Raw genomic sequence first — 22,219 nt, forward strand, 5'->3', positions numbered from 1 at the left:
TGTCCAGTAATGAGGCAGTTGGCGCGCTGGCGGCGGTTTACGCCCGGCGGCGCGCATGATTAGGCCGGGGAAACGATCGCGGAGGGTACGTGGGGGGCATCGCGTCAAAAGAGCAGCTGCGGATGTCGTTCGCGCGCTGGGCGATCGTATGCGTGCCGCTGATCGTGCTGCTCGGCTTCCTGTCCGGCCGGCTGGTCCCCTCGGGTGAGGAGAATGCCTGGTATCAGGCGCTGTCGAAGCCGGCGCTGACGCCGCCCGGCTGGGTTTTCCCGGTCGCCTGGACGACATTGTACATCCTGCTTGGCCTGGCGCTGGCAACGATCCTCAATGCTCGGGGGGCGCGCCGGCGGGGCGTGGCCGTCGGCCTGTTCGCGCTGCAATTCGCGCTGAATCTTGCCTGGACGCCGCTGTTCTTCGGCGCGCACATGGTGGGCTTGGCGCTGGGGGTGATCCTGACGATCCTGCTCCTCTCGATCGTCACCACCTTCTCCTTTGCCGCCATCCGGCGGTCCGCGGCGTGGCTGATGGTGCCCTATATGGTGTGGCTGAGCTTCGCCGCCGGGCTCAATTGGCAGTTCGGCCGGCTCAATCCCGATGCACAAAGCCTTGTGCCGGGCGCGCGAACCTACCAAGTCATCGGCTGACTATTCTCTTCCGAAAGGCTTGGCGCATGCAGTCCGAAAACCGGCTGTTCGAAGATCTGGTGAAGCTCGTGAACGGGGCCGCGGGCACCGTTGCGGGGGTGGGGCGCGAGGCGCAGTCGAGTGCGCGCGAGCGGGCGCGCGAATGGATTGGCGGGCTCGATTTCGTCAGCCGCGAGGAATTCGAGGTCGTGAAGGCGATGGCCGTCGCCGCGCGTGACGAGGCCGATGCGCTGCGTGCGCGGCTCGACGCGCTTGAGGCCAAGCAGCAGGGCTAATCCCCGTCACAAACTGCTCTTCCGGCAGGCGGTGCTTTGCATCGCCGCCGCAACTCGTGCGATAAGGCACTGATGCTCGACGAAGCCGACCGCGATAACGAACCCGAAGCACCGCTTGATATGCTGGAAAGCTACTTCTCGGCCCATGGCTGGTCGTACGACCGCCAGGACGAGGAGATCAGCGCCACGGTGAAGGGCAGCTGGACCGAATATGAGCTTCGCGCGCTGTGGCGGGAGGAGGACGCGGTGCTGCAGTTCCTCGCCTTCCCGGACGTGAAGGTAGCTGAGCGTTCGCGCCCTGCGATCTATGAGGCGATCGGGCTGGCGAACGAGCAATTGTGGCTCGGCCATTTCGAGCTTTGGTCGTCCAGCGGCATCCTGCTGTATCGGCACGCCGCGGTGATCGGGCAGGACGACGGGGACGAGCCGACGCTGACGCTGGATGCAGCGCAACTGCTGATCGAGACCGCGATCGAGGAGTGCGAGCGCTTCTATCCTGTGTTTCAGTTCGTCCTTTGGGGCGGCAAGACGCCGCGTGACGCCATCGCGGCTGCGCTGATCGAAACGCAGGGCGAGGCCTGAGCCATATGTCATTGCCAAGTTCGCTGTGGCTGGTCGGCTGTGGGAACATGGGCGGCGCGATGCTGCGCGGCTGGATCGATGCCGGCCTGTCGCCGCAGGCGGTGACGGTAATCGATCCGGGCCGCCCGACGGTCCCGGAAGGCGTGACGGTGCTGGAAGCGTCTCCGAGCGGCACAGCGCCCCAGGTGATCGTGCTGGCGGTGAAGCCGCAACTGCTCGACGCCGTCGCACCCTCGATCGCGACGGTGCGCCCAGCACTGCTGCTGTCGATCCTTGCCGGTGTGGAAGAGGCGACGCTCGCCGCCAAGATCCAGGCCGACGCGATCGTGCGTGCCATGCCAAACCTGCCGGTGGCGATTGGCCGCGGGGTGACGGCGCTGCACAGCGTCACGGCGGACGCGGCGGTGCGCGACACGGCGCATGCATTGGTGGCGCCGCTCGGAAAGGTCGAATGGATCGCCGACGAGGCAAGCTTCGATGCCGTGACGGCGCTGTCTGGTTGTGGTCCGGGGTTCGTGTTCCGCTTCATCGATGCGCTGGCCAAGGCCGGCGCCGCGCTTGGTCTGCCCGAAGATCAGGCGGCGCGCCTGGCGCTCGCGACGGTAGAGGGATCGGCCGCGATGGCCGCGCAGGCCAGTGAAGCGCCCGCGGTGCTGGCTGATCGCGTGGCAAGCCCGGGCGGGTCGACGCGCGAAGGGCTCAACGTGCTCGATCGCGATGAAGCGCTGAACAAGCTGCTCGCCGCGACGCTGCGGGCAAGCTGCGATCGCAACGCCGAACTGGCGGCAGCCGCGCGGCGCTGAACGCCGGCGTTGCTATTTGTATCGTTAGCCGCGCAGCGCGGCGACGCGGTCGCGCTCAGCCGGCGGGATCAGTCCTTCTAGCACCGCCCAGAAGCCGCTGACGGCGCTTTGCCCGGCTTCCGAATAGGCGGCCGCAAAGCGCTCGCGAAGCGCGTCGTACAGCTCGGCCTCGAATGCCGCCCCGGACTCCGTCAGGCGCAGTAGCCGCTGGCGCCGATCCCGCTCGCCCGCGCGCGCCTCGACATAGCCGCGCTCGGTCAGTTCGCCGAGCACGCGGCCGAGCGATTGCTTGGTGATGCTCAGCAGGCCCAGCAGATCGGATACCGCCATGTCCGGCTTGCGTGCGATGAAGTAGAGCGCGCGATGATGGGCCCGGCCAAGTCCTCGCCGCGCGAGCCCTTCGTCGATCGATCGGGTGACGTGAGAGTTGCCGAAGTAAAGCAGCTCGATTCCGCGGCGAATCTCGGGTTCGCGCAAGAACAGCGGGGATGCGGAGGACGTCGTGGCAGCCATGTTGACCCGCCTTGCCATCGGGCCTACCCGACCGCAACCGCCAACCTTGGCCTTTTACGCTTCGCAGGAGCCTTCTGCCGTGTCTTTCGCGTTCGAGCCCCACCCCGCGCCGATCCCCGCCAGCGAGCGTGCGGAGCGGATTGCGGATCCCGGGTTCGGCCGCGTCTTCACCGATCACATGGCGATCATCCGGTGGAGCGAGGAACAGGGCTGGCACGATGCGAAGATCACTGCGCGCACCACGCTGACGGTCGATCCCGCCACCGCCGTCTTGCATTATGCGCAGGAAATCTTCGAGGGCCTGAAGGCCTATCGCCACGCCGACGGCAGCATGGCGCTGTTCCGCCCCGAAGCAAACGCACGTCGCTTCCGCGATTCGGCGCGGCGCATGGCGATGCCCGAACTGCCGGACGAGTTGTTCATCGGCTCGATCGAGGAACTGGTGAAAGCGGATGCCGACTGGTTCCCCGCGGTGGAGGGCGGATCGCTTTACCTGCGCCCGTTCATGATCGCGAGCGAGGTGTTCCTGGGCGTGAAGCCGGCGGGCGAATATCTCTACATGGTGCTCGCCTCGGCTGCCGGTTCATATTGGAAGGGCGGCGTGCGGCCGATCTCCTTGTGGGTCAGCCATGATTATACGCGCGCGGCCCCCGGCGGGACGGGCGCTGCCAAGTGCGGCGGCAATTACGCCACCAGCCTCGTTGCCCAGTCCGAAGCGATCCGGCGCGGCTGCGACCAGGTGGTGTTCCTCGACGCGGCCGAGCGCCGCTGGATCGAGGAGTTGGGCGGCATGAACATCTTCTTCGTGTTCGACGACGGATCGATCCAGACGCCCCCGCTGACCGGCACGATCCTGCCCGGCATCACGCGCGATTCGATCCTAACGATCGCGCGCGACGCGGGCCTGACGGTGCGCGAGGAGCTATATTCCATCGATCAGTGGCGCGCCGACGCGGCGAGCGGCCGGCTGACGGAAAGCTTCGCCTGCGGCACCGCCGCGGTGGTGACGCCGATCGGCTCGGTTGCCGGGCCAAATTATGCCTTCACCATCGGCACCGGCGGCACGGGCCAGACGACGCAGCGCTTCCTCGATCAGCTGAGCGCGATGCAGCGCGGCTTTGCGCCAGACCCGCACGATTGGATTCACCCGATCGCCTGACGCAATCAGGCAATTGCACTTCGCGCCGCCAGGTTATAGGGCCGCGCGTCTGTTGGGGCGTCGCCAAGCGGTAAGGCACCGGTTTTTGGTACCGGCATTCGCAGGTTCGAATCCTGCCGCCCCAGCCAGGTCACAGATAAGTCACCAATCTTAGTGGCTGACACCAGTTCAGTGAGGGCAAGTGCATGCGCTTGCACCATGTGACTGGCGGGGAAGATGAACGCTCTGGGCCGCGCCTCAGCATGTTCTCGGTGTAGACACAGAGAAGGGTGGGCGAAAACCCAAGGCGAGGTTTAGCCGTTACCTGCCCGCACCGAGTGTACCCGCTTCGCTAAGCAGAACGCGCACTGGCGGCCGCTAGCAGGTCCTCGCTGCTCGGGAGATCAACTGTCACCCGGCACTGACATGCAGGCCTTTCCGTTCCCGGAATGCTAACGTATACGGCACGTTCGCGACAACCGACATATCGTCGTCGAGGCTTCAGACGAGGGATTGCGGGAGCTGCAATCGCATCTGAGCTGAATTGAAGCGGCGACACGCTGCGCTAAGCATTGTCATGGCTTTCGGTGTCTTCATTCATCGTTCTGACTCGATCTACAATGACACGCCGGCCGAGCGGTATCAGTTCCCGCGGCAGTATCTCAGCCGGGTCCGGGCATGCATCGGCGACTGGATCATCTATTACGAGCCGCGCAAAGTGCCTAACACTCGCGGGTATTTCGCTGTCGCGAAGGTGGCGCAGGTCGTTCCCGACGCTAGCGCGCCGGGCATGTATTTCGCGCTGATCGAGGTGGGCAGCTATCTCGACTTTTCCACCCCGGTGCCCTTTGCCGTCGCAAACGGAGACGTGATCGAACGCGGTATACTCAACGAGGCCGGGCGCATATCGGGGCGTGCCCAGGCGGCGGTGCGCGAATTGTCCGTATACGACTTCAACCGTATCGTTGATACCGGACTGGCGGACGCAGCTCCACTTCTGCCGCGCGTCGGACTACCCGATGTGCTGCCAATGGTCCGTGAGGAGCGGACGCCATTTGGCTTCGACGAAGCGCGCGCGCGGGTCGACATGCTCGTCTCGCGCGCGGTGCGTGACCGCGTGTTCCGTCGCATCGTGCTACGTGCTTATGGCGAGCGGTGCGCCATCACCGGGCTCAAGCTCATCAACGGAGGCGGCCGCGCCGAAGTGGAAGCGGCGCATATCAGACCGGTCGAGGCGAACGGGCCGGACATCCTCAGCAATGGGCTGGCACTATCCGGTACCGCGCACTGGATGTTCGACCGAGGGCTGATCAGCCTGGCGGATGACGCGAGCATCATGATCTCGCGCCAGGCGAACGATCCGAACAGCATCCGCGCGATAATCAACCCGACTAGGCGTGCGATTCTGCCTCCACGGCTCAGCGACTGTCCGCATCCGCAGTTTGTCCGCTGGCACCGCGAGAACTGCTTCAAGCTCTAACGCCTGCACGCGAACGCGAGTCCGCGGGCGGCTCAGCCGCAAAGCGCACAAGCGCGTTCGCCGCCGGATAGGCCTCGGGATCGCGCTTCACCTGTAACGAGCAGACGCACGGGTGTCGCCGTCTTGGTCACAGTTCTGATGACCGGTCCGGAAGGTCGCCCTACTTGCTTGCAGCCGGTGGCACCGTGTTCGTTTGCTTCTCCAGCGCACGCCCGGCGTTGGCGAGCGTCAGGTACATGGCGCCTTCGGGCACGACATATTCGTTCTCGCCCCAGAAGAACGGCCAGTCGTCGCGGTTCTCGGGATAATCGGGCTTGAGCAGCAGCACGCCGGGCACGACGCCGCCCGGAATGAAGCTGAAGTCCGCGCGATTGCTGCCATAGGCGACTTCCTTGGAGACCGCGCCCACGCCCGAGACGAAGGAGCGGTTCGATGCCGGGTGGTGGCCGTGAATGAAGTCGAGCGCCAGTTGCACGGCGCTCGCATCGACGAATTCAGGAAAGGCACGGTGGAGGGCATCACCGGTGAGGCCGAAGGCGAGCACGCTGCCGCTGCCGGCCCAGCCGCCGGCCGTGATCGGCACGCCGAACGGATTCAAAGTGCGGACGTTCGCGGCCTCCGCTGCCCAGCTTCTCACCGCCGGGATGAGCGTCTCGCGATATGTGGCGGGCATCACCGGGATCGCCTTCACCATAGTAGTCGCGCTGAAGCCGAATGCCTGCAGCATCCGCGGCGCGAGCACCTCGACGCGGCCGGCGTAGCGGGCATCGCCGGTCGCCAGCAGCAGCTCCACCGCGGCCGCGAATTCCTCCGCTTCGAGTGGTCCGCCGGTCGTGTTGCCGTGCCGGAACAGGTCGGGCGCATGGCTGTGCTCCTCCGCCCACACGCGCTCGGCACGATCGAGGCAGCGCCTGGCAAACGCGTCGTCGCGGCCCTTCCATGCGCGCGCGGCGGCGGCGAGCGCGGCCGCCGAGCCGTAATTCAGCGCCGAGGCTTTGCTGGTGAAAGCCCAGCGATCATCGGGCGTCCCGCTGCGACCACCGGCAGCGTCATAAGCGCGCTCGTAGGGCTTGAGCGTGGAATCGAAGACTAGTCCGTCGGTCTTGCTCGCGGCATCGCCAAGGTGGGTATATTGTCCGACATCCGGTTCAACGATGCCGTGGATGGCGTGCCCCACCGCGTCGAACTGTGCCAGCAGCTGCACTGCGCCGTGGCGGATTTGCTGCAGGAGATCGGGCACGCCATCGGGCACGTGGATCTCCGCGCGCCGCGTGTCCCAATCGACGCTTACCGTGTCGCGGTCGATGCCGAACCGTTCCCAGGCGTCGACCAGTTGGCGAATGACCTGATATTGCGTCTGCGTGCGGATGTCGAAGTCCCCGGCATCGAGCCAGCCGCCGACGTTGAGCCCGGGAATGTGCTCGCCCGGCTTGAACAGGGTGTCGGTGGTCGGCCCCTGACGGTAAAGGTCGATGTGCTCGTGGTTGATCGGTGCCTGCCGCGCGTCATCGCGGTGCGAATCGCCGTGCCACACGCGGTACGCTTCGTTGACCGTCATATGATCCATCGCCACCGGCAGGTAGACATCGTTGGTGAGGTGCCACGAGGTGGCGAGCAGCCCCGGCGCGATGGGGAAGGGGGCAGTGCGCGTACCGCCATAATCGATGACATAGGTTCCGGAGGCCTTCACAGCGCTGAAATCGAACCGAACGTAGCGATAGCGCAGATAGTTGCCCCAGTCGCGCGCCGCCGCGGTCGGCACTGCCGTCAGCTTCCCGTCGGCCGAGACGCGCATCAGCCTGGGCTGCGTCCGACGTTTGTCGTCGCGGTCGAGTTCGATCGTGGCGATTTTGGGGGCGGCCGGCGCATAGCCGAGTTGCGAGTGCGCGATCACGGGCGGCCGAAGCCAGTCCGGCACGATTGCCGCGCTCACCGTCCATTCCAACACCTTTCCGGTGCGGCCGCCGGGCAGCAGCTGGCGCACGACATACCAGCCGTTCTGCGCCTGGTTGCGCCCGTCGAATAGCGCCAGTGTGCCCTCACCGGCGGTGATCGACACCCGGCGAGCGGCGTCCTCCGGGGACAGTACGAGCTGCCTTCCGCTGGCGAAGGGCAGCGGCTCGGCGCCGGGGCCGTCGCTGCGCCCGCTCGCCGCGTTGCGTTCCGGCGTCAGTGTCATCGCGTCGGCCGGATAGCGCGGGAAGATCGCGGAGCGGCTGTCCGCGAGGTACGATCGCCCGAAATAGGCCGAAGGCACGACTTCGAGGTTCAGCCCCGCCTTGCCCACCATCGCGGCGGGCAGCGGCTTATCGAGCAGCACCGACAAGCGGATAGCGGTGCCCTGTCGCTGGACGCGGACAGTGTAACGGAACTCCGGGTATTGCATCACGGCTTCGATCACGCCCGACTTCTGATCGACGCGGCGGCTGACAAATTGCGCCGCGGGATCCCACTGCCCAGGCGTCGGGGACAGGCGCACGTCGCCGTTGGTAGCGGTGCGGACGCCCTGCTGGATTAATTCAACGCCTGAGATCTTTGCGTCGGCGAACAGCCCCTCGTTGACGTTCGAGAAGACCAGCCAGTTGACGCCGGCCGCCTCGAAATAGTCCGATCGGTCGAGGCGGAGCGCTTCCTGAGCCTGCGTCTGACCGGCGATCAGGCAGATCGCCGCTGCCGCGCACCACGGCATGCCCGCTTCGGTCATCATCCCCTCCCGCTTTTCGTTACCGCTACCATGGCGTTCAGAGACAGGCTTGGCAATCCGACGGCGGGCGGCGGAAAGGCTAATCGACACTTTATTTGTTGGACATTTGACGGCAGACGTTTCGGCTGCCATCACATGTCATGTGACGGCTCGGGAAGGTCGCACGTGCGGGGAGAGGGAAGATGACAGGCGCGCTGTTCGATCGCCGCGAAGCCCTGCTGGCGTCTGCAATCGGTGGCGGCGCCCTGCTGACCGGCCCCGGCACTGCGCGCGCCGGCGCGCGGGGTGACCGGTCCGATCTATGCTCGACGCCCGCCGACGCGGTGGCACGAACGCAATACGGGCCCGTTCGCGGCTATGTCGACGATGGCGTCTTCACCTTCAAGGGCGTGCCGTATGGCGACCATACCGGTGGTGAGCACCGTTGGCTGCCGGCGCGTGCGCCAAAGCGCTGGACCGAGCCGCTCAATGCGCTTGCCTACGGCGCGAACTGCCCGCAGACGCCGCACGATTTCCGCGCCATCGAGCACACCTTCCTCCAGCAATGGACCGACGGGTTCACTGGCGAGGACATGCTGAAGCTCAACATCTGGACGCCGGCGCTGTCGGGCAACCGCCCGGTGATGGTCTACTTCCACGGTGGCGGGTTCAGTTTCGGCTCGTCGTACGAGCTTGCATCCCACGACGGCGCGCAGATGGCGCGGCAGCACGATGTCGTCCAGGTCTCGATCAACCACCGCCTCAATGTGCTCGGCTTCCTCGACCTCACAGAGGTCGGCGGGGCTCCTTACGAGGAATCGGTCAACGTCAGCATGACCGACTGCATTGCTGCCCTACGCTGGGTGCTCGAGAACATCGCGGCGTTCGGCGGGAATCCTGATCGCGTGATGATCTACGGCCAGTCGGGCGGGGGATCGAAGGTAACAACCCTGCTTGGCATGCCGGCGGGCAAAGGGCTGATCCATCGTGCCGCTGCGCAGTCAGGCGGCGGCGGTGCGCTTCCATCAATGGAGCAGTCGCGCGAATTTTCCCGACGTTTGCTGCGCGAACTCGGGGTGGGACAGCGCGACATCGGCGCGCTGCAGCGCATCGCATGGCAGCCGCTGTTCGAGGCAGGCAACAAGGTGGCGGAGGCGATCAACGGCCCGCGCCCAATGATGGGGCCCGCGATGACGCCGCGCGTCGGCTGGAACCCGACGCTTGACGGCAAGGTGATCACCGTCCGCTCGTTCTTCGACGAGGCACCCGCCGTTTCACGTGATGTGCCGATGTTGATCGGCAACACCAGCGAGGAAGGGATGCGCTGGGGCTACAACCCCGACGCGGCACAGTGGCGCGCCGACTTGGCCGAGCAGATGGGCGCCGCAAAGGCGGATCGCCTGATCGCTGCGATGAAGGCTGCGCATCCGCAGAAGGCGGTTCGCACGCTCGCTTACGGGGTGCAGGGGCTGCACAACCGCAACCGTGTGCAGGACATGGTGCGGCTGAAACATGCGCAGGGCGGCGCGCCCGTGTTCCAGTACCTATTCCAGTGGCAGTCGCCGCAACTCGGCGGCGTGGCGGGGGCGTGGCACACTGCTGATCTCGCTTTCTGCTTCGACAACACCGCGCGGTGCGCGCAGGGCACCGGCAATACGCCGGCGGCGCAGAGGCTTGCGCGGACGATGGCGACGGCGTGGGCAAATTTCGCGCGAACCGGCGACCCGAGCCAGCCCGGCCTCGACTGGGCGCCGACCGATCCGAAGCGCTGCCAGACGATGGTGTTCGACGATCGCTGCCGGATGGTTGACGATCCGGAAGGGCCCGCACGGCGGGTGTTGCTGAGTTGATGGCGCGAACACCAATCGCATGGCTCGCGCTGATTGTGCTGCTCCTGGTCCTGGCGTGGCCGGCGGCGGCGCAGGACGCACGCATGACGCCCATGGCTGCCCCGGCCGAACACGAGGCGATCCTGCTCCGCACCGGGAGCGTCGCCGGAGGAGCGGCGCCCGAGTCGTGGTTCGCGCAATATGACGTTGCCATGGTGCGTAATGTGTCCGCCGCCACGCTCACGCCGTTCCTGCCTGATCCTGCGGAGGCCACAGGCGCGGCGGCGATTGTCGCGCCGGGCGGCGGATTCCTGATGCTGTCGATGGAGAATGAGGGCTGGCGCGTGGCGCGCGCGCTCGCCGACCGGGGCATTGCCGCCTTCGTGCTCAAATATCGGCTGAAGCCGACACCGGCCGCCATGGCCGGGTTCGAGCAGGCAGTGGCAGCGATGTTCGCCGGCGCGGGTCGCCCGGACTCGCGTCTCAGCCCTGATGCAGCGATCGCCGGGCTTTCCGACCAGATCGCAGATGCGCGTGCGGCGATAGCGCTGGTACGCGCGAACACGGCGAAGTGGCGCGTCGATCCGGCGCGGATCGGCATGATCGGCTTTTCGGCTGGCGCGATGACCACGATGGCGACCGCGCTTGCCGCGCCCGACACGCGGCTTGCCTTCATCGCGCCGATCTATGGGTCGATGGAGCCGGTGACGGTGCCCCCGGCGCCCCTCCGCTCTTCGTCGTGCTCGCCGCGGACGATCCGCTCTTCGCGCGCAAGGGGTTCGGCCTGATCGACGTGTGGCAGCGTGCCGGCCGCCCCGTCGAGTTCCATCTCTACCAGGGCGGCGGCCACGGCTTCGGGCTGGGGAAGCAGGGGACGACCAGTTCCGGCTGGCTCGACGCCTTCACGCGGTGGCTGGACGCGAACGGCATCACCGGTGGGCCTGCCCTTAGGACAAAAACGAAGGAGCAAGTGGCACGATGATGATGGCGCAGATGCTTCGGCTGCTTTGCTTCACCCCCGCTCTCGCTATCGCTGCGGCCCCGGCGCCCGCACAGGCCCCGGCCGTGCCCCCGCTCAGCGCCTTCTTCCAGCCTGCCGATGCCACGCCCAAGGCGCCCGATGCGGACGGCTTCCTGCAGCGCTGGCTGCTTCTCGAGCCGGTCACCAAGCCGAACGCGACCAATACCCTATTCACCGGCAGCTACGTGCGCGACGCGCTGAACGAGGCGACTTTTCCCGGCCGCTTCAGCACGGTGCCACGCCACGGCCAGGTCGTGCGCCAGCCTGAGCCGCTTCGCTGGCATGCACTCGACAGCAAATTGTGGGACGTGAAGCTGTTCAACTTCGCGCAGTCGCTCGGCAAGCCCACCTATGGCGTGGTGTTCTGGGCGGTCACGGTGGTCGACAGCCCCCGCGAGCAGCGCGGCGTGCGCCTTGCGGTCGGCTCCAATTCCGCGTCGCGCTGGTGGCTCAACGGTCGCGAGGCCGCGGGCCTGTACGATGATCGGCGGATGGTGATGGATGACGTGCTGTCCGATCGGCTGACGCTGCGCAAAGGGCGCAACGTCATCGTCGGCGCGGTGATCAACGGACCAGGGTTGAGCGACTTCTGCGTGCGCTTCGTCGACGAGGACGGGCAGCCGATCCGCAATCTCCAGATGGATGTGAAGTGATGCCGATGCTCAACCGTCGGCGCGCGGCCGCTGCGTTCGTCTTCGTCGCGCTGTCCGCGCCGGTCACTGCGCAACTGGCCGGGGAGGTTTTCATCCACGATCCCTCCACCGTCACCGAATCCGACGGCCGCTGGTACACCTTTGGGACCCGCGGCGGCGGGCTTGTGTCCGACGATGGCTGGACGTGGCGCAGCGGGCCGGTGCGGCCGGGTGGCGGCGTGGCGCCGGACGTGGTCAAGATCGGCGACCGCTACTATGTCGCGTGGGCCGTTGGCGGCGGGGGCATGTCCGGCGGACATGCCAGCCAGGTCAAGATCATGTGGACGAAGTCTCTCGATCCAAAGTCGCCTGACTTCGGGTACCATGAGGTGGGGGTGATCGCGTCGAGTGACGGCGTCGAGAACAATGACGCGATCGACCCCGCCTTCCTCTACGCCGACGGCCGGCTGTGGCTGAGCTACGGCACCTATTTCGGCTCGATCCGCTTGGTCGAGCTCGACCCGCGCACCGGCATGCGCGTCGCCGGCAACCAGCCGGTCGACATCGCAATCGACATGGAGGCTACTGCGCTCCTGCACCGCGACGGCTGGTACTATCTGCTTGGCACTCACGGGACGTGCTGCGACGGACCCAATTCCACCTACAACATCCGCGTCGGCCGCTCGCGCAACGTCGAAGGGCCATATGTCGACAACATGGGGGTGCCGCTGCTGAAGGGGGGCGGCAAGCTCGTTGTCAGCGCGCGAGGGCGGATGATCGGCGCGGGGCACTTCGGGCTCATCGATCTTGGCAACGACATGGAGAAATTCTCCATGCACTATGAGGCCGACATGGATCGCAGCGGTCGCAGCGTGCTGTCGATCGAGCCGCTACTGTGGCGCGACGGCTGGCCAGTCGCGGGAGCGAACGTGCGACCGGGCACCTATGAGATCAAGTCGGAGCGGAGCGGCAATGCCCTTCAGCTACAGGTCGATTTCACCCGCATCCCGTTCGATGCCCGTCGCAGCTTCCGCGCCAAGCCGACAGATCCGGTGGCACCGCTTCCGGACCAAACGCTTGCGGACGTGCAGTCGTCATGGCCCCCTGGCGCTACGCGCCTCGATCTTTCCGCCTATATGGTCCGGCCGAACCAGCAATGGACGATAACGGCGGTGCCAGAGGCGGGCGGCTTTATGGGCGCTCCCTACTACCGCATCACCCTGGCCGGCGCGCAGCGGGCGCTTGCGGCAACGGCGGCGGGCGAGGTGGAAGCGGTACCCGCTTATTCGGGCGCCGATGCGCAGCTGTGGCGGATCGATCAATTGATCGACGGCACCTACCGCATCACCCCCAAGGCGCAGGCCAAGGGCCAGGATCGCGCGCTGGTAGCGATCGGCACCAGCACGATCTCGCTTGCGCGGTTCGATCCGCGTTCCGACGCTGGCCGGTGGCGGTTCATGCAGCCATGAGCCGCCACCAGCGCGCGATCACACGAAGCGGTTGAGCAGATTCTCCAGACGTTCCTGCTTGCCCGAGCGGTGCCTGGGATCAAGGTTCCGCGCCGCCGCCAGATCCGCGATGTCGGCCAGGCTGGTGCCTCCGCGATGGATGAGCTGACCGAGTTCGCCGTCCCATCCGGCATAGCGCTCGGCGCGGAAGCGATCGAGGCGACCGTCCTCGATGATGCGTTCCGCGTTGAGCAGCGCCTTGGCGATCACGTCCACCCCGCCGACGTGCCCGTATAGAAGATCCTCGGCATCGACGGACTGGCGGCGCACCTTGGCGTCGAAGTTGAAGCCGCCGGTGGTGAAGCCACCGGCGCGGATGATCTCGAGCATCGCCAGCGTCAGCTCGGGCACTGAATTGGGAAATTGATCGGTATCCCAGCCGTTCTGCGGATCGCCGCGGTTGGCATCGATCGAGCCGAAGATGCCGAGCGCGGCGGCAGTTGCGATCTCGTGTTCGAAGGTGTGGCTGGCCAGCGTGGCGTGGTTCGCCTCGATGTTGACCTTGACCTCGTTCTCCAGTCCGTGGCGGCGAAGAAAGCCGTACACGGTGGCAGTGTCGAAGTCATACTGGTGCTTGGTCGGCTCGAACGGCTTGGGCTCGATCAGGATCGTGCCATTAAAGCCGATCTTGTGCTTGTGCTCGACCACCAGGCTGAGGAAGCGCGCGAAGTTGTCCAGCTCGCGGCGCATGTCGGTGTTGATCAGCGTTTCATAGCCTTCGCGGCCGCCCCACAACACGTAGTTGGCGCCGCCAAGCCGATGCGTAGCCTCAAGCGCCGAGCGGACCTGAAGTGCGCCCCACGCGAACACCTCCGGGTCCGGGCTGGTCGCCGCGCCAGCGGCATACCGCGGATCGGAGAAGAGATTGGCGGTACCCCATAGCAGCTTGATCCCGCTCTCATCCTGCAACCGTTCGAGATGATCGATCGCATCGGCAAAACGGCGCTGGTAATCGCTGACGGTAGCTGCCGGCTCCATCACGTCGACATCGTGGAAACAGTAGAATGGCAGGTCGAGCTTGCGAACGAAGGCGAAGGCCGCCTCGCGCTTCATCGCCGCCGCCTCGGCCGCGTCGCCGTGCGTCAGCCACGGCCGATCGAAGGTGCCCGCGCCGAATACGTCGGAGCCCGGCCAGTTGAAGGTGTGCCACATGCACACGGCGAAGCGCAGATGCTCGGCCATCGTCTTGCCGAGCACGACGCGGTTCTTGTCATAATAGCGGTAGGCGAGTTCGTTGCCGGTTTCCGGCCCCTCGAAGGCGATCGAGGGGAGGGCGGCGAATGGATCAGTAGCGGATGCCATCAGAGCTCTTTCTTCGGAGTGATGCGGGGATAGGCGTCGCGGAATGCCGCCCTGCGGGGGGCGAGGCGCTCGATCAGCAAGGGTTCGGGATCGATCTGCCGCGCGATCGGCGGAGCGACGCAGATGTCGACGGGCGCGCCGCCCTCGACGGCCAGCTGAGCCAGCCGCGCCGCGCCGAGCGCCGGCCCAACCTCTCCGCCCTGCAGGTATACCAGTGGCACTTCGAAGGCGGCGGCGATTATTCGGCCCCAATAGCCCGAGCGCGCGCCGCCACCGATGACCGACAGGCGATCGATCGAGGTGCCCGCGTCGCGCAGCGCATCGAGTCCGTCCGCCAACGCAAAGGCGACACCCTCCAGCACCGCCTGGGAGAGCGTCGCCGGATCGGTGTCGTTGTCCAGCCCAAGGAAGGCGCCGCGGACGCGGGCATCGTTGTGCGGGGTCCGTTCGCCCGAGAGATAGGGGAGGAAAATCTCGCCGCGGTTGCCCGGCCCCGCGGTCTCGGCACGCGCGAACAGTTCGGCCGCGCCGCTCGCGCCCGTCAGCCGCGCCGCCCAATCGATGCACGATGCTGCTGACAGATGGACGCTCATCTGATGCCACAGTTGGGGCAGGCAGTGACAGAAGGCATGAACCGCGCGTGCGGGATTGGGGCGGAATTGATCGGTCGCGACGAAGATTACGCCTGACGTGCCAAGCGACAGCAGCGCGTTGCCCGGGCGCACCACGCCGACGCCGGCGGCGCCGGCCGCGTTGTCGCCGCCTCCCGCTGCCACGGGAACGGCGGGGATACCCCATTGCTCGGCGACGTCCGGGCGCAGCGTGCCGGTCTGTTCAGTGCCTTCGAACAGCCGAGGCACCGCGCGCTCATCGAGATCGGTCGCGGCGAGCACGGTATCGCTCCAGCGGCGCGCAGCCACATCCACCCACAGCGTACCCGAGGCATCCGATAGATCGGACGCTTTCCCACCGGTCATGCGCAACCGCACATAGTCCTTCGGCAGCAGCACGGTTCGTACCTGCTTGAAGACGTCCGGTTCGTTCTTCCGCACCCACAGCAGTTTGGGGGCGGTGAAGCCGGGCATGGCGATGTTGCCCGTGATCTCACGCAAGCTGGGGATGCTGGTTTCCAGCTCAAGGCATTCCCGGTCGGACCGGCCGTCGTTCCACAGGATCGCCGGGCGCAGTGGCCGGTCGTCGGCGCCGAGCAGCGTTGCGCCGTGCATTTGGCCGGCGAGTCCTACGCCACGGATCAATCGCCTCACAGTCGGGTCGATCGTGAGCACCGCCGCGGTGGTTGCATGCCACCAGGCCTCGGGATCCTGCTCGGACCAGCGCGGTTGCGGACGCTGAACGGTGAGCGGCGCGGTGCCTTGTCCAGCGACCGCACCCGCTTCGTCGAGCACCACTGCCTTCACGCCCGACGTGCCGATGTCGATGCCGAGAAACATCAGGGCTTGAACGGATCAATTGTCGGGATCGAGCCGTCGGGCGCGAAGATCAGTTCGGTGACCTTGACGTTGCGCAGGTGGTTCTTCCCGCTGAGCTGCGTATCGGCATAGAACAGCCACCACTTGCCGTCCCACTCGATGATCGAGTGATGCGTCGTCCAGCCCTGCACCGGCTTCAGGATGTGCCCCTTGTAGGTAAACGGGCCATAGGGATTATCGCCGATGGCGTAGTTCAGGAAGTGCGTGTCGCCGGTCGAGTAAGTGTAGTAGTATTTGCCGTCGCGCTTGAACATCCAGGCGGCCTCGAAGAAGCGACGATCATGGTCGCCGCCCTTGATCGGCTGCCCCTTCTCGTCGACGATTACCGCATCCCGCACGGGCTCGGCGAAGCTCTTCATGTCTGAGCCCATGCGCACGACCTTGCCCGATATCGCGGCCTGGTCGTCCTGCATCAGATCGGTGTCCGAACCGTTGGGATCGTAGACGCCGTTCTTGTAGCGCTGAAGTTGCCCGCCCCAGATGCCGCCGAAATACATGTAGCTGGTGCCGTCAGTATCGGTGAACACTGCCGGGTCCATCGAGAAGCTGCCGGCGATGGGCTGCGGCTCCGCCTTGAGCGGGCCCATCGGGCTTTTCGACGTGGCGACGCCGATCTTGAAAGCGCCGAGACCGTTCTTGTCCTTGGTACGGTCCCGCGCCGGGAAATAGAGATAGTAGGTGCCATTCTTGTAGGCGGCGTCGGGCGCCCACATTTGCTGGGATGCCCAGGGCACGTCCTTCACGTCGAGCGCAACTGGCCCGATCGTCACCGGACCGCCGATCCGGTCCATCCTAAGAATGCGGTAGTCGCGCATGGCATATTGATTGCCGAGATCGTCGTCAGGAATGCCGGCGTCGATGTCGTGGCTGGCATAGACGTAGATCTTGCCGTCGAAAACGTGCGCTGAGGGGTCGGCCGTGTAGATTTCGGTCACCAGCGGCTGGGCACGATAGCGCCGCCCTTCAGGATCGCGCGGTTCGTCCGCTCCATAGGCGGCGCTACCGCATAGCGCGGCGAGAGCGAGGGATGTCAGCAAGCGCGAATGAGCCATGAACCTCTCCTGATGCAGCCTCTTGGGGCCCATTACTGTGAAGGTAGCGCTAACATCATCGATAGCCAACAGCGTTCTTCGAACAAAATTGAGTTGATGGTCGTCCCATACGTCGGATCGTCGTCAAGCTGTTGAGCATTGACCACACGGTTCCAGTTAAACTACTCCTACAAATAAACACCCGTCATAGAACTGATGATGGACGAAGGGGAGGGGAAGTAGTGACATCGCGACTGGATCGGATTGGCGTTGCTGCGCCGATGAAGCAGGCCGTTGCGGCGCTGCTGCTCGCTACCATGCCTTTTCCGAGCGTTGTCGCCGCACAGGAGTCGCGCGCCGAGGCTACTGTTTCGGTACGCGCTGATCAGCCAGGCCCGCAGATCGCGCCAGAAGTCTTCGGCCAGTTTGCCGAGCATCTCGGCACGGGCATCTACGGCGGCATCTGGGTCGGGCGCGGCTCGCGTATTCCGAACGACGAAGGCTATCGGCGTGACGTTCTTGCCGCGCTGAAGGCGATCAACGTGCCGATGGTTCGCTGGCCGGGCGGCTGCTTTGCGGACGAGTATCACTGGCGTGACGGGATCGGCCCGTCGAACAAGCGGCCGGTAAAGGTCAATACTAACTGGGGAGGGGTGAACGAGGACAACAGCTTCGGCACCCACGAGTTCATGGGTTTTGCCGAGCGGCTGGGTGCGAAGAGCTACGTCTCGCTCAATGTCGGGAGCGGAACGCCGGCCGAGTCGTCGCAATGGGTCGAGTACTTAACGGCACCGAGCGGCACGACCGTCCTGGCGAAGGAGCGCGCGCGCAACGGCCGCGCGGCGCCGTGGCAAGTTGCGTATCTGGGGATTGGCAACGAATTGTGGGGCTGCGGCGGCAACATGCGCGCCGAATATGCCGCCGATCTCACGAATCAATATGCGCAGTTCGCCAAGGCAGGTGGTCAGAAGCCGCTGAAGATCGCCAGCGGCCCGTCCGACGCGAATTACGAGTGGACCGAGACGATGATGAAGCTCTCGGGCAAGTACATCGACGGGCTTGGACTGCATTTCTACACCCGCCCGCGCGACAAGAACTGGGAGGACAAGGGCGCGGCACTCGCGTTCCCCGAGCGCGAATGGGCATCCACACTCGCGCACACGCTGGAGATGGACGAATATATCACCAAGCACAGCGCCATCATGGACAAGTACGACCCTCAGAAGCGGGTGATGCTGGCGGTGGACGAGTGGGGCACCTGGTACGATCCGGCGCCTGGATCCAACCCGGGGTTCCTGCAGCAGCAGAACTCGTTGCGCGATGCGCTGGTGGCGGCCTTGAACATCCACATTTTCGCCAAGCACGCCGACCGTGTGCGGATGGCGGCAATCGCGCAGATGGTGAATGTGCTCCAGGCAATGCTGCTTACCGATGGCGCGCGCATGGTGAAGACCCCGACCTATTGGGCGTTCGACCTCTACAAACCGTGGCAGGGCGCGACGACACTGGCGGCTGATGTCACTTCGCCCTGGTATCATAAGGACGAGTTCGCGCTTCCGGCAGTCAGCGTCTCGGCGGTGCGTGACACGGGGGGCCAGGTGCATGTCGCGCTGGTCAATATCGATCCAAACCGCGCCGTGCCTGTGTCTGTCAGCCTGAGCGGCGTGCAGCCGGCTGCCGCCAGCGGCCGCATCATCACCGCGGCAGCGATGGATGCGCATAACAGCTTCGATCAGCCGGATGTTGTGGCGCCTGCCCCCTTCACCGGAGCGCAATTCGGTAACGGGGCGATCACCGCGACGCTGCCGGCCAAGTCGATCGTGGTGCTCGAACTGCGCTGAGCGGCATGGTCGGCACTTCCCGCCTGACGCGCCGGGCGGTGCTCGAAGGCGCTGCCGGCACCGCGGCAGCGCTGACACTTCCGGCCCCGGCTTCACCAGCGGTCACGCGAAAGCGCGACAGCCTGCTGTGGTACACCCGCCCTGCCGCGACCTGGACCGAAGCGTTGCCGGTCGGCACCGGGCGGCTCGGGGCGATGGTGTTCGGCGGCGTCGAGCGAGAACGGCTGCAGCTCAACGAAGCGACGCTGTGGACCGGCGGGCCATACGATCCAGTAGCGCCTGGCGCCTGCGAGGCGCTGGAGGAGGTGCGGCGCCTCGTTTCGGCGGGTGACTATGCAGCGGCACAGGCGCTTGCCGACAAGGCGCTGATCGGCCGCCCGCGGACGCAGATGGCCTACCAGCCGCTCGGTGACCTGTTCATCGAGCTGCAAGGCCATGATGCTGGCGACGTTTCGGCATATCGGCGCGAACTCGATCTCGACTCGGCGGTCAGCACCACCTTTTTCAGGCGGGGCGGGGGGAACTTCACGCGGGAGGTCTTCGCGGCCGGGGGCGACGAACTGATCGCGCTGCGCATCGCCGCGGACCGGAGCTTCGATCTAGCGATCAGCCTGCGCTCAGCGCAGCCGGACGCACGGACGGTGTCGCAGCGCGGGCTGCTCTGGCTGACGGGCAGGAACGGCGCGCGTGCGGGGATCGCGGGAGCGTTGCGCTTCGCGGCCGGTGCGCACGTCGCTGCAGACGACGGCAGCGTCGCCACTGACGGAGACCGCCTGGTGGTGCACGGCACGCGCTCGATCACGATCCTGATCGCGATGGCGACAAGCTACAGAAGTTTCGATGACGTCAGCGGGGATCCCGAGGCGGCGTGCCGCGCGACGCTCGATCGTGCCGCCCGCCGTTCGTTCGAGGCCATCCGCGCCGATGCCATCGCCGCGCACCAGCGATTGTTCCGCCGTGTGCGGCTTGACCTCGGCCGTACGGCGTCCGCCGATCGGCCGACAGATGAACGCATTCGCGCTGGCGCCGCTGGTGATCCGGCGCTGGTGAAGCTCTATTTCGATTACGGCCGGTACCTGCTGATCGCCTCGTCGCAGCGCGGCGGCCAGCCCGCCAACCTCCAGGGCATCTGGAACGAGGCGGCCGATCCGCCTTGGCAATCGAAGTACACCGTCAACATCAACACGCAGATGAATTATTGGCCGACGGACGTCACCGCGCTGCCCGAATGTGTCGCTCCGCTCGTCGAGATGGTGCGCGATCTGGCTGTTTCCGGCGCCTGCACCGCGCGCAAGATGTACGGTGCTCGGGGCTGGGTGTGCCACCACAATACCGATCTGTGGCGCGCCACCGCGCCGATCGACGGTGCGCAATGGGGCCTATGGCCGATGGGCGGCGCCTGGCTCGCTACCCATCTATGGGATCATTACGATTTTGCGCGCGACCTCACGTATCTACGCTCGGTCTATCCATTGATGCGCGGCGCGGCGCTGTTCTTCCTCGACACGCTTCAGGACGATCCCGCCACCGGCGCGTTAGTGACCAATCCCTCGCTGTCGCCCGAGAACACGCACGCGAGGGGAGCATCGCTCTGCGCCGGGCCCGCGATGGACAACCAGATCCTGCGCGACCTGTTTGATCAGGTCGCCCGCGCCGCCACGCTGCTCCGCACTGATCGTGCGCTTGTGGATGAGTTGCACGCAGCCCGCGCGCGCCTCGCGCCTGATCGCGTCGGCGCCGCGGGGCAGCTTCAGGAATGGCGCGAGGACTGGGACATGGCGGCACCTGAGCCGCAGCACCGCCATGTGTCCCACCTCTACGCGCTGTTCCCAAGCTACCAGATCGACCCGGATCGTACGCCTGCGCTGGCCAACGCCGCGCGGCGCTCACTTGAGTTGCGCGGCGACGAGTCGACCGGCTGGGCGACCGCTTGGCGCGCAAACCTCTGGGCGCGGCTGCGCGACGGTGAGCGGACGTACCGCATTCTTGCTTACCTGCTCGGCCCAGAGCGGACTTATCCCAACCTGTTCGACGCGCATCCTCCCTTCCAGATCGACGGTAATTTCGGCGGCACGCGCGCGATCGCCGAGATGCTCTTGCAGAGCAGGGATGATGAGATCCTGCTGCTGCCCGCGCTGCCGCGCGCGTGGCCGGCCGGCAGCATTGCCGGGTTGCGCGCGCGTGGCGCCGCCGTCGTCGATCTCAGCTGGGGATCCGGTCGCTTGATCGAAGCGACCGTCACCGCACAGGACGGGGGTCGTCGCGTGATCCGCCACGCCAATACGGTGCGTGAGGTGATGCTGCAGCCCGGTCGGCCGCTGCAACTGCGCGGACCGACGCTTGAAATCGCACCGGGGGCTCCCGCGTCCGGAAAGGAGATCACAGCATGATCCGGACCCTTGTTTTAGCCAGCGCGGTGCTGCTCGGATTCGTGTCGCCTTGCTGGGCACAGGTCGCTACGCCGGCGCCGCCCGTCGTCCCTGGCGCGAAGCCGGTGACAGTGGAGCGCATTACCGTTCACTCGCCCGCAATCGAGGGCAATTTGGAGGGCGAGAGCGCTGACCGCGAGGTCATTGTAGTGCTGCCGCCGAGCTATCGCACCGCGTCGCGTCGACGGTACCCCGTCGTCTATGCGCTGCATGGTTATTCGATCGGCGCGACACAGTGGATCGGTGAAATTCATGTACCGCAGACGGTTGAGGGCGCGTTCGCCAAGGGCGCGCGCGAGATGATCGTCGTGCTGCCCGACAGCAAAACCGTTCACAACGGCTCCTTCTATTCGCGTTCGGTGGCGGTGGGGGACTTCGAAACATTTATCGCGCGGGATCTCGTCGCCTATGTCGACGCGCACTATCGCACGCTTCCCAAGCGCGAGAGCAGGGGGCTTACAGGGCATTCGATGGGCGGCTACGGAACCGCGCGCATCGGCATGAACCACGCTGACGTGTTCGGTGCGATCTACATGCTGAGTCCGTGCTGCCTCTCGGTGCGCGCGCTCGGCACGCCCGATCCGGCGCAGGAGCAGACGCTGCGGGCCCTGCGAGCGCCGGCCGACAGCGCTTCGTTGCCCTGGCTGCTGCGCGCGCAGCTCGCAACGGCGGCGGCCTGGTCACCGAATCCGAAGGCGCCCCCGCTGTTCCTCGACCTGCCCGTGAAGGACGGTCAGCCGCAATCGGACGTGCTGGCGCGCTGGGCAGCGAACGCGCCGCTGGCAATGCTCGACCAGCACGTCGCTGACCTGCGACGCTACCGGGCGATCGGCATCGATGTTGGCGATCGCGACGGCCTCAAGGACGATGCGCTGCGGCTCCACGAGGCGCTAGACCGCTACGGGATCGCCAACCGCTTCGAAGTCTATCCGGGCGATCACACCAGCGGCGTCGCGACGCGCTTCCAGGACGTGGTGCTGCCGTTCTTTTCCGGCGCGCTCGCGTTCCCTCACTGAGC

Annotated in this window: 19 protein-coding genes and 1 tRNA gene; 15 read left to right on the forward strand and 5 right to left on the reverse strand. The window is 66.1% G+C overall.

What is annotated here, in order from left to right:
* Positions 1-122 precede the first annotated feature (122 nt).
* From ACH0AE_RS06160 to proC, 4 genes are all read left to right on the forward strand, one after another.
* Entirely contained in the window at positions 123-644 is a 522-nt protein-coding gene (locus tag ACH0AE_RS06160; protein WP_294442528.1) for a TspO/MBR family protein, read from the forward strand.
* A gap of 26 nt (positions 645-670) precedes the next feature.
* Complete coding sequence (locus tag ACH0AE_RS06165) at positions 671-919, forward strand: accessory factor UbiK family protein (RefSeq protein ID WP_294442527.1); 249 nt, start codon at positions 671-673, stop codon at positions 917-919.
* Between the two features lie 72 nt (positions 920-991).
* Entirely contained in the window at positions 992-1,501 is a 510-nt protein-coding gene (locus ACH0AE_RS06170) for a YbjN domain-containing protein (RefSeq protein WP_294442526.1), read from the forward strand.
* Positions 1,502-1,506: 5 nt separating this feature from the next.
* On the forward strand, positions 1,507-2,304 hold the full coding sequence (proC, locus tag ACH0AE_RS06175) for a pyrroline-5-carboxylate reductase (RefSeq protein ID WP_294442525.1): 798 nt from the start codon (positions 1,507-1,509) through the stop codon (positions 2,302-2,304).
* A 24-nt stretch (positions 2,305-2,328) separates the two neighbouring features.
* Here the strand turns inward: proC and ACH0AE_RS06180 are convergent, their stop codons facing one another.
* A complete protein-coding gene (locus tag ACH0AE_RS06180; protein WP_294442524.1) occupies positions 2,329-2,817 on the reverse strand; it encodes a MarR family winged helix-turn-helix transcriptional regulator in 489 nt (162 codons plus the stop codon).
* Positions 2,818-2,896: 79 nt separating this feature from the next.
* Here ACH0AE_RS06180 and ACH0AE_RS06185 point away from each other — a divergent pair, with 79 nt between their 5' ends.
* From ACH0AE_RS06185 to ACH0AE_RS06195, 3 genes are all read left to right on the forward strand, one after another.
* On the forward strand, positions 2,897-3,976 hold the full coding sequence (locus tag ACH0AE_RS06185) for a branched-chain amino acid aminotransferase (protein WP_294442523.1): 1,080 nt from the start codon (positions 2,897-2,899) through the stop codon (positions 3,974-3,976).
* Between the two features lie 53 nt (positions 3,977-4,029).
* Positions 4,030-4,104 (forward strand) — tRNA-Gln (locus ACH0AE_RS06190).
* Positions 4,105-4,532: 428 nt separating this feature from the next.
* Complete coding sequence (locus tag ACH0AE_RS06195) at positions 4,533-5,435, forward strand: HNH endonuclease (protein WP_294442522.1); 903 nt, start codon at positions 4,533-4,535, stop codon at positions 5,433-5,435.
* A gap of 160 nt (positions 5,436-5,595) precedes the next feature.
* Here the strand turns inward: ACH0AE_RS06195 and ACH0AE_RS06200 are convergent, their stop codons facing one another.
* A complete protein-coding gene (locus tag ACH0AE_RS06200; protein ID WP_294442521.1) occupies positions 5,596-8,139 on the reverse strand; it encodes a glycoside hydrolase family 9 protein in 2,544 nt (847 codons plus the stop codon).
* 182 nt (positions 8,140-8,321) lie between these two features.
* Here ACH0AE_RS06200 and ACH0AE_RS06205 point away from each other — a divergent pair, with 182 nt between their 5' ends.
* The 5 genes from ACH0AE_RS06205 to ACH0AE_RS06225 are packed head-to-tail and all read left to right on the forward strand — an operon-like array spanning position 8,322 to position 13,069.
* Positions 8,322-9,968, forward strand: a complete 1,647-nt coding sequence (locus tag ACH0AE_RS06205) for a carboxylesterase/lipase family protein (protein WP_294442520.1) — start codon at positions 8,322-8,324, stop codon at positions 9,966-9,968.
* Positions 9,968-10,735, forward strand: a complete 768-nt coding sequence (locus ACH0AE_RS06210) for an alpha/beta hydrolase fold domain-containing protein (RefSeq protein ID WP_365927660.1) — start codon at positions 9,968-9,970, stop codon at positions 10,733-10,735. The genes ACH0AE_RS06205 and ACH0AE_RS06210 overlap by 1 nt, the downstream gene beginning before the upstream one ends.
* Complete coding sequence (locus ACH0AE_RS06215; RefSeq protein ID WP_365927657.1) at positions 10,687-10,929, forward strand: hypothetical protein; 243 nt, start codon at positions 10,687-10,689, stop codon at positions 10,927-10,929. Before ACH0AE_RS06210 ends, ACH0AE_RS06215 begins: the two co-directional genes overlap by 49 nt.
* Positions 10,930-10,940: 11 nt before the next feature.
* Positions 10,941-11,621: an acetylxylan esterase gene (locus ACH0AE_RS06220; protein WP_294442519.1), complete on the forward strand. Its 681-nt coding sequence runs from the start codon at positions 10,941-10,943 to the stop codon at positions 11,619-11,621.
* Positions 11,621-13,069, forward strand: coding sequence for a family 43 glycosylhydrolase (locus ACH0AE_RS06225; RefSeq protein WP_294442518.1), 1,449 nt, complete (start codon positions 11,621-11,623; stop codon positions 13,067-13,069). The genes ACH0AE_RS06220 and ACH0AE_RS06225 overlap by 1 nt, the downstream gene beginning before the upstream one ends.
* Positions 13,070-13,087: 18 nt before the next feature.
* On the opposite strand, the gene xylA is transcribed toward ACH0AE_RS06225, so the two are convergent.
* From xylA to ACH0AE_RS06240, 3 genes are read right to left on the reverse strand one after another with little or no spacing between them, the layout of a single operon-like run.
* Positions 13,088-14,410 (reverse strand): xylose isomerase, encoded by a 1,323-nt coding sequence (gene xylA, locus ACH0AE_RS06230; RefSeq protein ID WP_294442517.1) that lies wholly within the window; start codon positions 14,408-14,410, stop codon positions 13,088-13,090.
* Entirely contained in the window at positions 14,410-15,861 is a 1,452-nt protein-coding gene (xylB, locus tag ACH0AE_RS06235; protein ID WP_294442516.1) for a xylulokinase, read from the reverse strand. The genes xylA and xylB overlap by 1 nt, the downstream gene beginning before the upstream one ends.
* Complete coding sequence (locus tag ACH0AE_RS06240; RefSeq protein ID WP_294442515.1) at positions 15,861-16,952, reverse strand: glycoside hydrolase family 43 protein; 1,092 nt, start codon at positions 16,950-16,952, stop codon at positions 15,861-15,863. Before ACH0AE_RS06240 ends, xylB begins: the two co-directional genes overlap by 1 nt.
* 260 nt (positions 16,953-17,212) lie before the next feature.
* Between ACH0AE_RS06240 and ACH0AE_RS06245 the strand changes: the two genes are divergently transcribed.
* From ACH0AE_RS06245 to ACH0AE_RS06255, 3 genes are read left to right on the forward strand one after another with little or no spacing between them, the layout of a single operon-like run.
* Positions 17,213-18,772: an alpha-N-arabinofuranosidase gene (locus ACH0AE_RS06245; protein ID WP_406875550.1), complete on the forward strand. Its 1,560-nt coding sequence runs from the start codon at positions 17,213-17,215 to the stop codon at positions 18,770-18,772.
* Between the two features lie 5 nt (positions 18,773-18,777).
* On the forward strand, positions 18,778-21,162 hold the full coding sequence (locus tag ACH0AE_RS06250; protein ID WP_294442514.1) for a glycoside hydrolase family 95 protein: 2,385 nt from the start codon (positions 18,778-18,780) through the stop codon (positions 21,160-21,162).
* Positions 21,159-22,217, forward strand: a complete 1,059-nt coding sequence (locus ACH0AE_RS06255; protein WP_294442513.1) for an alpha/beta hydrolase family protein — start codon at positions 21,159-21,161, stop codon at positions 22,215-22,217. Before ACH0AE_RS06250 ends, ACH0AE_RS06255 begins: the two co-directional genes overlap by 4 nt.
* The last annotated feature ends 2 nt before the right edge of the window (positions 22,218-22,219 follow it).

This window comes from Sphingomonas sp. 179-A 2A2 NHS (assembly GCF_045371305.1).
In the GTDB taxonomy this organism is placed as follows: domain Bacteria; phylum Pseudomonadota; class Alphaproteobacteria; order Sphingomonadales; family Sphingomonadaceae; genus Sphingomonas.